This is a genomic window from Streptomyces sp. NPDC029014 (assembly GCF_055564695.1).
Genome location: NZ_JBVHVT010000046.1, coordinates 1 through 15,269, shown reverse-complemented (window position 1 = coordinate 15,269; position 15,269 = coordinate 1). Strand labels below are relative to the sequence as shown.

At 75.2% G+C, this 15,269-nt stretch carries 13 protein-coding genes and 1 tRNA gene; 7 read left to right on the top strand and 7 right to left on the bottom strand.

All coding sequences use genetic code 11. The features are described 5' to 3' along the window. Window positions 1–38 precede the first annotated feature (38 nt). From ACZ4VL_RS24450 to ACZ4VL_RS24435, 4 genes are all read right to left on the bottom strand, one after another. Entirely contained in the window at window positions 39–1,361 is a 1,323-nt protein-coding gene (locus tag ACZ4VL_RS24450; protein WP_468203776.1) for a thioester domain-containing protein, read from the bottom strand. Between the two features lie 68 nt (window positions 1,362–1,429). Further along, complete coding sequence (locus tag ACZ4VL_RS24445; RefSeq protein ID WP_468203774.1) at window positions 1,430–1,837, bottom strand: single-stranded DNA-binding protein; 408 nt, start codon at window positions 1,835–1,837, stop codon at window positions 1,430–1,432. A 155-nt stretch (window positions 1,838–1,992) separates the two neighbouring features. After that, on the bottom strand, window positions 1,993–3,840 hold the full coding sequence (locus tag ACZ4VL_RS24440; RefSeq protein WP_468203846.1) for a GTPase: 1,848 nt from the start codon (window positions 3,838–3,840) through the stop codon (window positions 1,993–1,995). A 160-nt stretch (window positions 3,841–4,000) separates the two neighbouring features. Next, window positions 4,001–5,635, bottom strand: coding sequence for an ATP-binding protein (locus tag ACZ4VL_RS24435; RefSeq protein WP_468203844.1), 1,635 nt, complete (start codon window positions 5,633–5,635; stop codon window positions 4,001–4,003). Window positions 5,636–5,968: 333 nt separating this feature from the next. Here ACZ4VL_RS24435 and ACZ4VL_RS24430 point away from each other — a divergent pair. Continuing rightward, window positions 5,969–6,041: transfer RNA gene (locus tag ACZ4VL_RS24430), tRNA-Arg, on the top strand. 151 nt (window positions 6,042–6,192) lie between these two features. Here ACZ4VL_RS24430 and ACZ4VL_RS24425 read toward each other — a convergent pair. Then, window positions 6,193–7,764 carry an AMP-binding protein gene (locus tag ACZ4VL_RS24425; protein ID WP_468203772.1) on the bottom strand — a complete coding sequence of 524 codons (1,572 nt, stop codon included), beginning with the start codon at window positions 7,762–7,764 and terminating at the stop codon, window positions 6,193–6,195. A 192-nt stretch (window positions 7,765–7,956) separates the two neighbouring features. Between ACZ4VL_RS24425 and ACZ4VL_RS24420 the strand changes: the two genes are divergently transcribed. After that, window positions 7,957–8,709 (top strand): class I SAM-dependent methyltransferase, encoded by a 753-nt coding sequence (locus tag ACZ4VL_RS24420; protein ID WP_468203767.1) that lies wholly within the window; start codon window positions 7,957–7,959, stop codon window positions 8,707–8,709. 46 nt (window positions 8,710–8,755) lie between these two features. On the opposite strand, the gene ACZ4VL_RS24415 is transcribed toward ACZ4VL_RS24420, so the two are convergent. Next, entirely contained in the window at window positions 8,756–9,235 is a 480-nt protein-coding gene (locus ACZ4VL_RS24415) for a phospholipase (protein ID WP_468203764.1), read from the bottom strand. Window positions 9,236–9,555: 320 nt separating this feature from the next. On the opposite strand from ACZ4VL_RS24415, the gene ACZ4VL_RS24410 reads away from it, so the two are divergent. After that, entirely contained in the window at window positions 9,556–10,143 is a 588-nt protein-coding gene (locus tag ACZ4VL_RS24410) for a hypothetical protein (RefSeq protein ID WP_468203762.1), read from the top strand. Between the two features lie 20 nt (window positions 10,144–10,163). Here the strand turns inward: ACZ4VL_RS24410 and ACZ4VL_RS24405 are convergent, their stop codons facing one another. Next, window positions 10,164–10,931 carry an alpha/beta fold hydrolase gene (locus tag ACZ4VL_RS24405; RefSeq protein ID WP_468203760.1) on the bottom strand — a complete coding sequence of 256 codons (768 nt, stop codon included), beginning with the start codon at window positions 10,929–10,931 and terminating at the stop codon, window positions 10,164–10,166. 71 nt (window positions 10,932–11,002) lie between these two features. On the opposite strand from ACZ4VL_RS24405, the gene ACZ4VL_RS24400 reads away from it, so the two are divergent. The 4 genes from ACZ4VL_RS24400 (at window position 11,003) to ACZ4VL_RS24385 (ending at window position 15,103) form a co-directional block, all read left to right on the top strand. After that, window positions 11,003–11,707 (top strand): 4'-phosphopantetheinyl transferase family protein, encoded by a 705-nt coding sequence (locus ACZ4VL_RS24400; RefSeq protein ID WP_468203757.1) that lies wholly within the window; start codon window positions 11,003–11,005, stop codon window positions 11,705–11,707. A gap of 151 nt (window positions 11,708–11,858) precedes the next feature. After that, on the top strand, window positions 11,859–12,272 hold the full coding sequence (locus tag ACZ4VL_RS24395; protein ID WP_468203753.1) for a GNAT family N-acetyltransferase: 414 nt from the start codon (window positions 11,859–11,861) through the stop codon (window positions 12,270–12,272). A gap of 76 nt (window positions 12,273–12,348) precedes the next feature. Continuing rightward, complete coding sequence (locus tag ACZ4VL_RS24390) at window positions 12,349–13,578, top strand: S8 family peptidase (RefSeq protein ID WP_468203751.1); 1,230 nt, start codon at window positions 12,349–12,351, stop codon at window positions 13,576–13,578. 232 nt (window positions 13,579–13,810) lie between these two features. Continuing rightward, window positions 13,811–15,103: a hypothetical protein gene (locus ACZ4VL_RS24385; RefSeq protein ID WP_468203746.1), complete on the top strand. Its 1,293-nt coding sequence runs from the start codon at window positions 13,811–13,813 to the stop codon at window positions 15,101–15,103. The last annotated feature ends 166 nt before the right edge of the window (window positions 15,104–15,269 follow it).

The following is a 15,269-nucleotide window of genomic DNA, read 5'->3' as shown; positions in this document are numbered from 1 at the left end:
CCGCTCCGGGCCCGTCCTCGTCCTCGTCCTCGTCCTCGTCAGACCCGGTCCTGGTCCTCCTCGTCCTGGGGGCGCTTGCGGACCATGAGGACGACCAGGCCGCCCAGGACCACCAGGCCCACCGCCAGCGCTGCGATCACCGGGGTGGCCGCTGAGCTGCCACTGGTGGCGAGCCGCTCCTCCTCCGGACTGGACGGGGTCGCCGTCGAGGTGGTGGCCGTGTCGGCCGCCTGCGTGACCGGGGTCGTGTCGCCGGACGGTCCCGCCTCGGCCACCAGCGGCTGCGGCCAGACCGCAGACGCCCGGGCCGCGGCCGCGGACTCGCTGGAGCCGGCCACAATCTGCGCCTGGGTCGGGAGGCCGCTGGTGAAGACCCGGCCGACCGGCACCTTCGTGGAGCCCTGGACCGTCACCGAGGCGGTTCCGTCCGGGGTACCCGCCGGCACCTCGAAGTACAGCCGGCTTCCGTTGCCCGCCGCCGTGACCGGCTTCCCCTCGGCGTCGACGACCCGCACGCCCATGGCGACGGCCGCCGCGTCCGGAGTGACCGCGACGCTCTGTGCACCGGTGCGCACGGTGACCGGGCCGATCCGGCCGCCCACGGGCCCGGACACGCTGCCCGGTTCCAGCCGGAGCGAGGCCGGCGGCTCCGGCAGCCGGCCTGCGGAGCGCTGGAGGTAGTCGGCCAGCTTCTCCGCGTCCGGGTCGGTGGCCTCCACCTGGGCGCCGTCCGCCAGCCGCCAGATCGCCACCTGCGTCCCGGCCGCAGCGCTCTCCGCGGTGAGCGCCCCGGCACCGGCCGCCTTGGCGAGCCCGGCGAGGTCGTTCAGCTGGGGGTAGGAGTGCTCCAGGACCCACCGGATCCGGCCGGCCTCGGCGTTGCCGCCGAGCGGGCTGCCGCTCCAGCCGCTCTCGGTGTAGCGGGCCTGCGGCTGGGCGTTGCCGGCGACCCCGACCCCGTAGGTCTGGAGCATGCCGCCGCCGTCGACCCGCATCTCGTAGAGCCCGGCGGGAATCTGCCGCACCGACCCGTCGGCGGCGTGCAGGACGGCCTGCCCGTAGGTCTTGAGCCCGTCCAGTACGGCGCTCGCGCCCTCCGCCGGCCGGGAGGCCGGGGCCCCGGTATCGGCGGCGGCCCGGACGCCGGGCGCGGCAGTGAGGGCCGCGGCCAGCAGCGCCACCGCCAGCGGCCGCCGCGCGGAGCCCCGCCGGACGGCGGCCGACCCGGCGGCAGTGGAACCGACGGCGGCCGGCCCGGAGGCGGCCGACCCGGCAGCCGGAGGTGTCGCAGGATGCAGCGCAGCAGTGAGCGAAGCAGGAGAGGAATCAGAAGCGGAGGATGCGGGAACGCCAATCGACACAGTCTTCCCCTTCGGGCCAATGACCCAGGTGCCCGTGAGTACCGGGGAATCCTAGCCCCCTCGAACACTCAGACCACCGCCACCTTCTGAGAGGCCATCAGTGCGGGCTCCGCCTTGACGACCCTCCGGAACGCGGCCGTTCCCCGGTTGAGGTCGTGGCCGATGGCGGTCGCGTCGATCTCCGCCGAGAACCAGCGGTTCCCTTCGGCGTCCGGCGGGTCGTCCCGCACCCGTAGCCGCCCGTGCACCACCAGCGGTTCACCGACCGAAACGGAGCCGGTCAGATTCACCGCGAGCGTGCGCCGGGCCCACACGGTGTAGAAACTGGTCGCCCCGTCGGCCCACGTATCCTTCCGGCGATCAAAATACCGTGGTGTCACCGCGAAACGGAACCTGGCCGACGGCCCGTTGACCGTCTCCTTGTAGTCGATCTGCGTGGCCACGTGGCCGATCAGCGTCACCAGGGTGTCGTTCATCCCGGTCCCCTCCCCCGCATCCGCACGTACCGCGCGGACCCTCACGTGCTGCGGACCCGTGCGCGCCGCGCGGACCCGTGCACACCGGGCGGACCTTCCGCACCGGCCACCGCCATACTGGACCGCCCCGCCCGAACCCCGCTCGTCCCTGTGGACTACTGACGGGTTGTGGACAACTCCGCCACCGCCCCGTACTGCTCGCGCACCTCCCGGTAGCGCAGCAGCTCCGCCGCCACCGGCTCCAGCACCCGGGCCCGCCCGCAGCCCGCGGCAGCCTGCCGCAGCCGCCGCTCCGCGTCCTGCCCGTACCGCCGCGCCGGCCCCCGGGCCGCGATCGAGCAGGCCCACTCCACCAGCGGCCCGCCGACGATGCCCGACGCCATCAGCAGCACCGGCGTCATCAGGTTCGGCTCCAGGACCCCGACGATCTGCCCGACGAGCCACAGCCCCCCGTAGACCTGGACCAGCGTCATGGCCGCCTGCGCCAGCACCGCCACCGGCCACCACGCGGGCCGCGGCGGTTTGCCGCCCGGCGCCACGGAGACGGGCCCCAGCGTCACCGCGATCTCGTCCAGTGCCTCCGGCAGCTGTTCGCCGCCGCGCACCGCGGTCTCCCGTACGGCCTGCGCCCAGGGGTCGGGCAGCCCGGAGGCCGCCGCGTCGGCGACGGCCCGTACGGCCTGCTCGACGCGCTGGCGCGCGGTCACCTCCACCTCGGCCGGCGGCTGTGCGCCCGCGCCGCTCCGCCCGCCGGCCGTGCCGCCGATCGCGGCCAGGGCGGCCAGCCCCGACAGGCTGCGCGGGGCCCGCCAGTTCTCGTACCAGCGCCACAGCCGCAGCCACGGGGTCCCGCACGCCTTCCCGGCGTTGCGCCGCCAGGCCCGCTCGGCGGCGAGCCCGGCCGCGTACGCCCCGACCGCCTCGGCGAGCCGGTCCTCGAACTCGGCGCGGGCCCCCTCACCGATCTCGGGTCCCGGGTGCCCGTCGGCCACGTACAGCGGACGCAGGCGCGCGGCGGCCCGGTCCACGTCGGCGGCGATCCTTCGGTTGGCCGCGCCCCGCTCCTGGGTGAACTGTCCGAGCAGGTCCCTGAGTTCCCCGACGCCCTCGCCGGTGAGCGCGGACAGTCCGAGGACGGTCGCGCCGGGCTCGTCGTGCTCGCCGAGCGCGATCCCGTCCTCGTCCAGCAGCCGCCGCAGGTCGTCCATGACGAGGTCGGCGGCCTCGCCGGGCAGCCGGTCCACCTGGTTGAGCACGACGAACGTCACCTCGGCGTGCCCGGCCAGCGGGCGCAGGTACCGCTCGTGGAGCACCGCGTCCGCGTACTTCTCCGGGTCCACCACCCACACCACCGCGTCGACCAGCGCCAGCACCCGGTCCACGTGCTCGCGGTGCGCGCCGACCGCGGAGTCCAGGTCGGGCAGGTCCACCAGGACCAGCCCGCGCAGCGCCCCGGTCTCGGAGGTCTCGCGGGGGCGGCGCCGCAGCCGTCCCGGGATCTCCAGCCGGTCGAGCAGTCCGGCGGCCCCGTCGGACCAGCTGCAGGCGATGGGGGCGGCGGTCATCGGCCGGCGCAGCCCGGTCTCGGAAATCTGCACTCCGGCGAGTGAGTTGAAGAGCGTGGACTTGCCGCTTCCGGTGGCTCCGGCGATCGCGACGACGGTGTGCTGCGCCGACAGTCCGCGCCGCGCCGAGGCCTCGTCCAGCACCCGCCCCGCCTCGGCGAGGGTCTTGCCGTCGAGCCGGGTCCGGGAGAGCGCGACGAGCTGGCGCAGCGACTCCAGCCGGGTCCGCAGGGCCTGCGCGTCGGGCCCGGACGGTGGCGGGGGCGTGCGGCCCCCGTCGCCGCCGGCCCCGGACAGGGCCCGGACCAGCGCGTCGTCGCCCTCGTAGCCGTCCTCCTCCCCGTCGATCCGGTCGAGCCGATCAGGCCGGTCGATGCGGTCGATCCGGTCGATGCGGTCGATCCGGTCGCGCCCGTCCAGCCTGTCGCGCCTATGCATGCCGTCGATGTCGTCCATGCCGTCGATGCCGTGCATTCCGTCGATGCCGTCCATCCCGTCGTCGAAGCTGCCGTCGCCGATGGCCCGCGGGCGGCGCGAGCGTGCGATGAGGCCGTCGTCCCAGCGGTCTTCGGTGCGGTCGGCCAAGGCGCTCACCGCGTCACCTCTCCTTCTGCAGTACGGACAGCGCGGCGATCAGCTCCGCCTGCGGCTCGGGGCTCACCTCGAGCGCCTCCAGGGGGGCCAGCCGCCGGTCCCGTTCGGCGCGCAGCACCTCCTCCAGGTGGTCCGCGACGAGTTCGCCGCCCCGGTCGCGCAGCCGTACGGCGGCCTGCGCGCCGACCCGCTCGACGAGCTTCTCGCCGGCGGGCCGGGCCCGCTTGCCGCCGAGGAGGGAGGCCACCAGCAGGGCGGCGACGGCCTCGGAGTCGGGCGGGGGCTGCCGGTCGAGCCGGCCGACCTCCTCCTCGGCGAGTTCCTCCACTACCCGCCGCCAGCGCCGCACCGCCACGCCGATGCGTTCCGCCGCTTCCCGGTCGGGCCCCGGCAGCGGTACGGCCCCGGCGGCCGGTTCGCGCCGCCAGACCTCGGCGATCCGCTCGTCGGCGGCGGCGACCGCGCACTGCAGCAGCGCGGACAGGGACTCGGCCAGCGAGTCGAGCAGTTCGTCGGCCGTGGTGTCGAGCGGGTAGCCGCGCCACCGGGTCAGCGCGTCCCCGGCGAGTACGGCGCCCTGGTCGAGCCTGGCCCGGACCCGCTTGCCCTCCTGCCGGTACGCGTCCTCCACCGCCGTGGTGAGCCGTACGGCGGCGGCGTACTGGGCGGCGACGGCGGAGGCCAGCTCCGGCATCCGGCGCCGCAGCGAGTCCAGCGCGCCGAACGCGGTGCGGCTGACGGCGTACTGGCGGGCGGCCGGGTCCTGGACGTGGTGGGCGAGCCAGGCGCCGAGCGGGGCGACGGCACTGGCCGGCAGCAGCCCGCCCCCGCCGGCCGACTCGGGGAGCTCGGGCACGGTGAAGCGGGGCACGTCGCCGAGCCCGGCCCGGGTGAGCAGGGCCGCGTACTGCCGCGAGACCTCGGCGAGCACCTGGTGCGGGACCCGGTCGAGGACGGTGACGAGGGTGGCCCTGTACTGCTTGGCGGTGCGCAGCAGGTGCCAGGGCACGGCATCGGCGTACCGCGAGGCGGTGGTGACCATCACCCAGACGTCGGCGGCGCAGATGAGCTCGGCGGCGAGGACCCGGTTGTCGACGACGAGGGAGTCGACGTCGGGGGCGTCGAGGAGGGCGAGGCCGCGCGGCAGCCCGGTGACGGTCTCGATCCGCAGCTCCCGCGCCCCGGGAGCGGAGGCGGTGGCGGTGGCGCGGGCCCCGGGACGCCCGGCGGCGGGCCTGCCGGGGGTGCGGGCGGGCTCGTCGTCCCCGGGCGGCGCCCAGACCCTCAGCAGGTCGGGCAGCACCCGCATGCCGGCGAACCAGTGGTGGTCGTCCGGGTGGCAGACGAGGACGGGGACGCGGGTGGTCGGCCGCAGCACGCCGGCTTCGCTCACCTGGCGGCCGACGAGGGAGTTGACGAGGGTGGACTTACCGGCTCCGGTGGAGCCGCCGACGACGGCGAGCAGCGGCGCCTCGGGCGACTTCAGCCGCGGTACGAGGTAGTCGTCGAGCTGCGCGAGCAGCTCGGCCCTGGTCTGCCGGGCGCGCTCGGCGCCGGGCAGGGGCAGCGGCAGACGCACGGACGCGACCCGGTCGCGCAGGGCGGACAGGGCATCGAGTAGCTGAGGCCGAACATCCAAGGTCACCACATGCGAAGAATGCCCAATTTAGGACCATTTTTGAAGCTTATAAACCCTCTGCGCGCCGACCGCGACTCCAGAGGGACCTTCCGGTCAGAGCAGAAGGAGTGGGGCGCAGGCATAACGAGTGCACAACACCCAGGGCGCCGCGGCGCAAAAGCGGTGCGAGAATCGCACCTGCCTGCGATTATCGGGACCGCTTCACCGAACCTCCACATCGTGGCACGCGGGTGAAGCAACCGGGACAAGGCGACCGGAGCCCTATCCTTGACCCGGCACGGACGACAGTCCCACCCCCACCCCGGGGCTCCAGGCCACCACGGCCACCTTCCGGCCCCCGTAGCTCAGTGGATAGAGCAGGTGCCTTCTAAGCACTTGGCCGCAGGTTCGAGTCCTGCCGGGGGCGCTCTTCGGTTCATCATTTCGGGGCCCTCCCTTCGGGGAGGGCCTTCGTGCGTGTGGGTGGCGGCGCCGACCCCCGCCGTTCCCCGGCACGCCCGGCCCTCTCGTCCGCACGGGTGGTGCGGTGGGATGCGAATGGCCGGAAACGAACGCCCTCAGGGGGTTGCCGCCTGGGCGCGCAGGAGGCGTTTATCCGGTTTGCCCTGCGGGGTCAGGGGGATCTCCTCGCACCAGAACACCGCCGTGGGGCGGTAGGCCGGTGCGAGGGTCCGCTCCACCAGGTCGCAGGCCTCGGCCGCCGCCGCGGCGTCGGGGGTGCGGCCGGGCGCCGGGACCAGGAAGGCGCAGACCTCCTCGCCGGTACGGGGGCTGGGGCGGCCCACCACGGCCGCCCGCGCGACCGCGGGATGCCGGGCCAGGGCCGCCTCCACGGGCAGGGTGTGGACGTTGTCCCCGTCGACCATCACCGCGTCGGCGATCCGGTCGTCGAGGTGGAGGTAGCCGTCCGGATCGAGGTGCCCCAGGTCGCCGGTGCGCAGCCAGCCGTCCCGGATCGCGGCGGCCGTGAGGTCGGGCCGCCCCCAGTAGCCGGTCATCATCGCCGCGGACCGCGTCCACACCTCGCCCGTCCGTCCCGCGGGCAGCGGCCGCCCGGCCGGGCCGCGGACCTCGACCTGCGCGCCGGCCGCCGGGCGCCCCACCGAGGAGAGCAGGCCGGGCCGGTCGGTGACGGCGGCTTCGTGGTCGGCGGCGGTGAGGCGGCAGATCACCGCGGACTCGTTCATCCCGTAGCCCTGCTGCCAGCGGCCGCCCCAGCGGGTGACCGCCTCCCGCAGCCGCTCGGGCAGGATCGGGGCGGCGCCGTACGAGATGACGCTCAGACCGGGGATGCCGTCGGCGGTCGCCGGATCGTCCAGCAGCCGGTAGACCATGCCGGGCATCAGGTACGTGGCCGCGGGCCCCAGCCGCCGGCAGACGGCCGCGAAGGCGCCGGGCTCGAACGGGGCGAGGATCTCCGTCCGACCGCCGGAGCGGAGCTGCTCCAGGCAGCGTCCGCCGGCGCGGTGGGCGAGCGAGGTGACGGATACGTACGCCGGAGGGGCCTCGGTTTCGACGGCGGGGCCGCTGCCCAAGCGGGACCGGCCACCGCCCGGGCCGGGCCGGCCACCGGCCTCGCCGGGCCGGTCGGCCTCGCGGCCCGCGCGGCCGTCGGAGCGGGCGGCGAGGGCCCGGAAGGTGGACGCCACGCCCTTCGGCACCCCGGTCGTGCCGCCCGTGTACGTCACGCGGGCGATGTCGTCCTCCCGCGCGGCCACCGGCAGCGGCGCCGCCTCCCGCCCGGCCGCGGCCCGCAGCAGCCCGTCCAGGCCCAGCCGGGGCACGCCCGTGTCCGGGACGGGCACGTCGTGCACGACGAGGCAGGGGCGGCAGTCGCGCAGGACGAAGTCCACGCCGACGGTGTACGCGTCCGCGACCACCTGGGTCAGCCGCGCGCCCAGCAGGTGCGCCGCCAGCCGCACCTGCACCACCTCCGGCCGGTTGCCGCCGAAGACGCAGGCCAGCCCGGTGCCGCGGCCGACCCCGCGGTCCGCCAGCTCGCCCGCCAGCCGGTACACGAGGTCCAGCAGCCCGGAGAAGTCCAGCACCGTGCCGCCCGCCCCGAGCGCGGGCCGGGGCCCGTACCGTTCCAACGCCCCGACCAGCTCCGCGACGTACCGTGCCACCACGCCCGATCCCCTCCGCCCTCGCCGCCTTCGCCGCCTTCGCCGCGTCGTCCGCCCTCGCCTCGGTGTCCGCCCGCGTGGAGGCGACCGTACAAGCTCCGCACCCGGTCCGGACCCGCCCGGTCGGGGCAGCGGAGCCCGGTGCGGCAGCGCGGTGTTGACACCGCGGCCGTCCGGCGGCCGACGATGGGTGCCATGACGGACGCATCGGACGCATCCCGCGCACGCTCGTTCAGCTCCGCGGCCACGCGCTACGGCGACCACCGGCCCGCCTATCCGCCCGCGCTCCTCGACGTGGTGGAGGACCTCGCCGGGTTCCGGCTGGCCGGTGCCCGCGTCGCCGACGTCGGTGCCGGGACCGGCATCGCGACCGCCCTGCTCCGGGCCCGGGGCGCCCGGGTGGTGGCGGTCGAGCCCGGCGCGGGCATGGCCGCCGAGCTGCACCGCCGCCACCCGGAGGTGCCGCTCGTCCGCGGGGACGGCAACCGGCTGCCGTTCGCGTCGGGTTCCCTCGATCTGCTGACGTACGCGCAGTCCTGGCACTGGACCGATCCGTCCCGCTCGGGGCCCGAGGCGCTGCGCGTCCTGCGGCCCGGCGGGGCGCTGGCCGTGTTCTCGAACGACCCCGACGTCGAGGCCGCGTGGATCGCCGGCCAGCAGGAGCGGATCGAGGCGGCCTTCGGACCGGGCTGGTACGTCAACGATCGCGCCCGCTCGCAGGACGACCTGGAGTTCACCACGCGCCTGCTGCGCTGGTCGCGGCGCATCCCGGTCGACGCACACCTCGCGAAGCTGTCCACCCACTCCCTGTTCCTGATCGGCGCACCCGGCACGGACGCCTTCCTCACCGCCGAACGGAAGCTGTTGCTGGAGCAGTTCCCGGACGGCTGGATCGAGGAGCACTACGTGCTGGACCTGAGCCTCGCGGTCCGACCGGAGGCCGGGTGAGGCCACCGGCCCCGCCCGACGAGGGGAGTGCGGGCGGGACCGGTGGTCACGGGGACGGGCGTGGTCGGGGCGAGACACCGAAGGCCTTGACGGCCCGGTAGTAGGTCCAGGCGGTGCCGTCGCAGGAGGTCTTCTTGGCGCCCGAGTACGCGGCGCACACCCGCATCAGGTCGGCGTACAGGGCGTCGTCGATACGCGGCTTGTTCGGCGGGAAGGCGCCCGCCGCCTTGTAGTTGCGGTAGCCGAAGTCGTGGCGGGCGCAAGCCGTCTGGAAGGGGAAACCGAACGGGTTGTCGGGCGAGGAGGAGCAGTAGTCCGTCGAACAGTCGAAGCCGTACGCCGCCCAGCGGCTCTGGTTCGCGCGCCCCGCGGCCCAGGCGTTGTGGCTGGTGGCGCTGGTCTGGGTCCAACTGCTCAGCACCAGCGGCTTGTCGGCCGGCGCGGCCGACGCGGGCGCCGCGAAGACGAGGACACCGGCCGTGGCCGCGGTCGCGGAGGCGAGGACGGGAGCGAGACGGCGGCGCATGGGTTCCTCCAGGACGGAAGTCGGGGGAGACCGCCCCGGGCAACTCCCACGGCGGCGACGGAATCCAGGTTCGGAGGGGCCATATCGCCGGTCCCCACGACGCCTATAACGGAGCTCGCGGCCGCGGGTGTCGGATGGGCTTCGCGGGGTGCGGAGGCAGGGGAGTCGGGTGCGCGTCGGACGGGCACGGGCGGGTCGGAGGGCCCGGCGCCGTAATCGGACCAGTCCTCAGGTACCACTCGGTATCAGACCTCAGGCAGAGCCGACGTTCGTCCTGCGGAGGGACGCGCCCCTCGCACATCCTCCCGACACTGGGTCATATGAAGCGCCGTCCCCTCGCCCTCGCCGCCGCCACCGTGGGAGTCCTCGCCACGGCAGCCTTCGCGCTGCCGCACCTCCCGCCCAACCCCGTGACCGACTCGATCAACGACCAGGTGTTCAAGGAGAAGAGCAGGCGGTACGCGACCACCGCAGAGGCTCCCGTCGCCGACGCGCCCGCGCCCGGCGGGCACACGCGGGGCGCGCCGGCCGCGTCTGCGTCTGCGTCTGCGTCTGCGCTGGCACTGCCGTCGTGGGTGCCCAAGGACGCCACGGACATACGTATACGGGCGCGCCGCACCGGCGAGGCCCGGCTGATCCGCTTCACGCTGGGGGCGACCCCGCTGAACGGGCCGCAGTGCACCACCGGCGTACCGAAGCGGCTGCACGGGCGGGTGCTGGACGCCCGGTGGTGGCCGCGCGGTACCCGGGCCGAGGAGCAGCCCGAGTGCCGGGACGTCCACCAGTACCAGGTGAGCGTGCGCGGCAAGCGTGTCTACGCCTGGACCGACGGGACCCTCTCCCCCGGGGCGAAGGCACCCGGGGCGAAGGCACCCGTCCCGGCTGCGGTCGGCACTGCGGCCCGCTAGCGCACGGGCGCTCCAGGGCGTCAGGGCGTGAGCGCGTCCGCGGTGGCCCGGGCGAAGCCCTCCGGGTTGTCGAGCATGATGTTGTGCCCGCAGTCCGGGACGGGGACCACGGCGACGCCGGCGGCCTCCAGCTCATCGGTCCCGGCGAGGGGGCCGTCCGCCTCGGGCAGCAGGTAGGTGCGCGGGACCTGCAGTTCGAGCAGGAGTTCCCGCATGGTCGGGGTCGTGCCCGCCGCGAGGTGGACGGCGGAGCGGTGCAGGGCGGTGCGTCCGGCGAGCCGCATCGTGGACCACCAGTGCGCGCCCACCCGGTCGCGCACCTCGGTCCAGCCGCCGGCCAGGAACTCCTCCTCGGTGTAGGAGGCGATGCCGCTGCTGCCGTTGGCCCGGGGAACGACCGGGACGGGGTCCAGGTTGGCGTCGACGAGCACCAGCCGGGAGACGAGCCGGGGGTGTCGGTGGGCGAGGACGATGGCGACGGCTCCGCCCATGCTGTGGGCTATCAGCTCGGCGTCGGCGACACCGGCCGCGTCGAGGGCGGCGGCGAGGGCGTCGGCGTGCGCTTCGAGGGTGTACGGGAACTGCTCGGGGCGGTCGCTGTGCCCGTGCCCGAGCAGGTCGACCAGCAGGGAGCGCCGCCCGGCCAGCAGCGGGTGGAAGGCGCTCGCCGCGAAGTAGGCGGGCGAGGTCGCCCCGAGCCCGTGCACGTAGACCCGGGCGGGCTCCGCGCCGGGCAGTTCGACCCAGCGGATCCGGTCGTCTTCCGGTGTGACGGCGGCACTTCGCACCCTGGCGCTCCCTTGATCGTCGGACGGCCGAGCCTAACCGGGGTGGTGCGTACCTCGTCTACTCTCATCGGGTGAGTACGTACGTGAACCGGCTCGGCGGGGATGCGCCGCGCACCGGCGAGCCGCCCGCGGGGGAGGCCGTGGCGGTGTGGTCCCTCGACACCACCCTCGACGTGGTCGGCGGGCACCTCGTCGAGGAGGGCCTGTCCCTCCTCGACGAGGGGGAACGGGCCCGGTGCGGCCGGTTCGTGCGGCCCCGCGACCGCCACCGGTACCTCGTCTCGCACATCGCGCTGCGCGTGCTGCTCGGCGGCTACCTGGGGCTGGCCCCGGAGGAGGTCGCCCTGGTCCGGGAGGAGTGCCCGTGCTGCGGCGCGCCGCACGGCCGGCCCGCGGTGGCGGGCGGCGGCGTGCAGTTCTCGCTCTCGCACAGCGACGACCTGGCGTACCTGGCCTTCGCGGCGGTGCCCGTCGGTGTCGACGTGGAGGGGTACCCGAGCCCCGGGGCGGTGGCGGACATCCTGGGGACGCTGCACCCGGCGGAGACGGCGGAGCTGACGGCCGTGCCCGAGGCGGAGCGGCAGGCGCTGCTGGCCCGGCTGTGGGCCCGCAAGGAGGCCTGTCTCAAGGGCGTCGGCACCGGGTTGGCCCGCGGGGTGGCCGAGCCTTACGTGGGCAGCGGCCCCGCTCCGGCGGAGGTCCCGGGCTGGCGGCTGACGGACCTCCCCGCCCCGGACGCGTACGCGGCGGCCCTCGCCGTCCGCACGCCCGCCTGACGGGAGCCCGGCCCCGGTCCGGCCCCGGTCCGGCCCCGCCCGCCGCACCGAACCGGCCGGCAGCGAAGCCCGTCCCGTCCGTCCCTGCGGGGCGCCACGCCGCGGCTGCGGCAACGACCCGTTCCCCGCACGGGCCGTTATCGTGGCGGCCATGGACATCCGCCCCGCGCGCACCGTCGCCGAACTCCAGGCCGCGGAGGGCCTCTTCGACGGCCCCGTCCGCCTCGACCGGTGCGAGCGCTTCCTCACCGCGCCGGGACACCTGATGCTCATCGCGTACGTCGACGACGTGCCCGCCGGCATGGTCACCGGGGTCGAGATGAACCACCCGGACAAGGGCTCCGAGATGTGCCTGTACGAGCTCTCCGTCGACGAGGGCTACCGCCGGCGCGGCATCGGCCGGGCCCTGACCGAGGCGCTCGCCGACGAGGCCAAGGCGCGCGGCTGCTACGGCATGTGGGTGGGCGTCGACAGCGACAACGAGGCCGCCCTGGCCACCTACTCCGCCGCCGGCGGCCGTGACGAGGGCGTCTTCGCCATGCGCGGCTGGCCCTTGTCGGGCTGACTCCCCGGCGGCGTGTCGTGCCGCCAGTCGGCGCACACTCCGCGCGCCGCGCCCCCGTCTGGCCGAGCATCGGCGCATGACCGCATTCACCGCCCTGCTCCCGGCCGCCGCCCTGCTGGCGGCGGTCACCGCCCTGCCCCCGCACCCCGCCGCCGCAGCCGCGCCCGCAGCCGCGCCCGCGCCCGCAGATGCCGGCGCCGGCAGCGGTGCGGGTGCCGGTGCCGGTGCCGCCTACGTCGTGGTCCTGAAGGACAGCACCTCCCGCGCCCCGGCCTCCCGCGCCCTGGCAGCCGAGGCCGCGGACGCCGGTGACGAGGTCAGGGCCGTGTACGACACCGCGCTGAGCGGCTTCGCCGTGCGCACCACCGCTGCGCGGGCCGCTGCCCTGGCGGCCGATCCGCGGGTGGCCTCGGTGGAGCCGGACGCCGAGTTCCGGATCAGCGGGACGCAGAGCCCGGCGCCCTGGCCGCTGGACCGGATCGACCAGCCGGACCTGCCGGCGGACGGCTCGTACACGTACCGCGGTACGGGCCGGGGCGTCACCGCGTACGTCGTGGACAGCGGGATCAACACGCTCCACGAGGAGTTCGGGGGCCGGGCCCGGACCGGCTACAACGGGATCTTCCTGGAGGGCTCGGCCGACTGCAACGGCCACGGCACGCACGTCGCGGGGACGCTGGGCGGGAAGGTGTACGGGGTCGCGAAGGAGGTCTCGCTGGTCGCGGTGAAGGTGGCCGACTGCCGTGGGGACGCGCCCCTGTCGGCCATCCTCGGGGGTCTGGAGTGGCTGGTGAAGGACGCGGCGAAGGCCCCGAGGACCCCGGCCGTCGCCAACATGAGCATGGGCGGCTCGCGCAGCTACGCCCTCGACGCGGCCGTCGCCCGGGCGGTGGCCGCCGGGATCACGGTCACCGCGGCCGCCGGGAACTCCGCCTCGAACGCCTGCGCCGGCTCCCCCTCGGGGGCGTCCGCCGCCCTGACGGTGGGGGCGACGGACTCCGCCGACCGGTGGGCCCCGTTCTCCGACTACGGCTCCTGCGTGGACCTGTCCGCGCCCGGCGTGTCCGTGGTGTCCGCCTGGAAGGACTCCCCCACCGCGCTCGCCCGTGCCTCCGGCACCTCCATGGCCGCCCCGCACGTGGCCGGCGTCGCCGCGCTGCTCCTCGCCGAAGGACTCGCGGGCGGCACGGTGAAGACCCCGGCCGCGGTGGCCGACGCGCTGCGGCACGGGGCCGTGCGCGGCCGGATCACCGGAGTCCCGGCCGGTACCTCCGACCTGCTGCTGAACGTTCCGGCGGCCGGCTGAGCCACCCCGCGCACCGCACAGGAGCCACACGGGTACCACACCGGCACCGCACGGGCAGCACGCCGGTATCGCGCCGAATCTGATGAGACATCAATTTCTGTGTGTTTCGGGCGAAAGGAAGTCATTGACTTCTCATGACCGCGACGCGTCAATGTCGGCCACCGCACCGGCTCGGCCTCCTCCCCACAGCGGGTGGGGGGAGGGGTTCGTCTGACGAAGGAGTCGCGACCCAGTGAGTACAACGTTCCGACGAAGAGTGCTGGCCGGGGTGGGCGCACTGTCCCTGGCTCTGGCGGGCGGCGCGGTCGGCCTGGCCGGCACGGCACAGGCGGCGACCAGGACCACCCCCGTCTTCGAGAACTGCGACGCTCCGGCGCCGCAGCCGGACGGTTCGGGCACCCAGAACTACACGGTCACCCTGCCGGACACCGCCAAGGCCGGCGATGTCGTGCCCGTCACCATCGACCCGGGTGCGAGCCCGCTGATCCCCGGCTTCTCCGTGACCACGGTGAACACCACCAAGATCACCCTGAAGGTCGGGGCCACCACGCAGGTGGTCACCAGTCCGCCGGAGACCGTCAGCGTCGTGGCCGGCACCCCGCTCGACCCCAAGCCGTTCTCCGGGACCGTCAGGATCCCCGACGGCACCGAGGGGACCACGGTCGACGTCAAGCTCGACCTGGCCGTCACCGACGCCGACCTGAGCGGCTCGGTCTTCACCACGACCTGCACCCCGGCGCCCCGGCCGAGCGCCGCCGTCGGCTCGGTCGCCGTCGAGGCCCTGCCCAAGGACCCGGTCACCACCAGGCTGACGCCGAACAGCGGCAAGGCCGGTACCGCGGTCGTCGTGAACGGCGCCAACTTCCCGGCGGGCCCGGTCACCTGCTCCGCGCTGCTGGCGGGCGCGCCGACCGGCGACACCGGCGCCGGTACGGCGGACGCGTCGGGCGCCGCGACCTGCAACGTCACCGTCACCAAGAAGGCCGACGCCCTCCGGATCGACGGCTCGGTCGCGCCGTACAAGTCCTTCGTGTTCCTGGAGGAGCAGGCGGGCGTCAAGAACCCGATCGACATCGAGGTCCTGCCCGGCGCGCTCGCACTCGGCCCCAAGGACGGCCAGCCGGCCGTCTCCTTCCCCTCCGTCACCATCAACGGCAAGTCCCAGTCGGTGGTCGGCGTCTTCAACGCCGCGACCGTCCAGGACTTCCGCGGCGGCACCCTCGGCTGGGACGTGACGGCGACCCGTACGCCGTTCCTGAACCAGACGACCGGCCACTCGATGGCGAGGGCGCAGCTCGGCATCCAGCCGTCCTGCACCGTGACGAACCCGGACAGCCCGAGCACCTGCACCGCGGGCGCGCCGGGCGCGATCACCGACACGCCGATGAAGGTGGCCTCGCAGGCGGCCGGCGGGGAGGAACTGACCGGCGGTGAGTTCGCCGTCGGCGGCGCCGGGATGATCCAGCTCCCGCCGTTCATGTTCGCCGACACCTACCAGACGGTCGTCACGTTCTCGATCGCCTGACCTGGCAGGACCCGGCAGGAGCCGGCAAGAGCCGGCAGAACCCGGCCGGCCCGGGGGGGGGGGGGGGGGGGGGGGGGGGGGGGGGGGGGGGGGGGGGGGGGGGGGGGGGGGGGGGGGGCGGGGGCGGGGGGGGGGGGGGGGGAGTACTCCCACCCCCCCCCCCCCC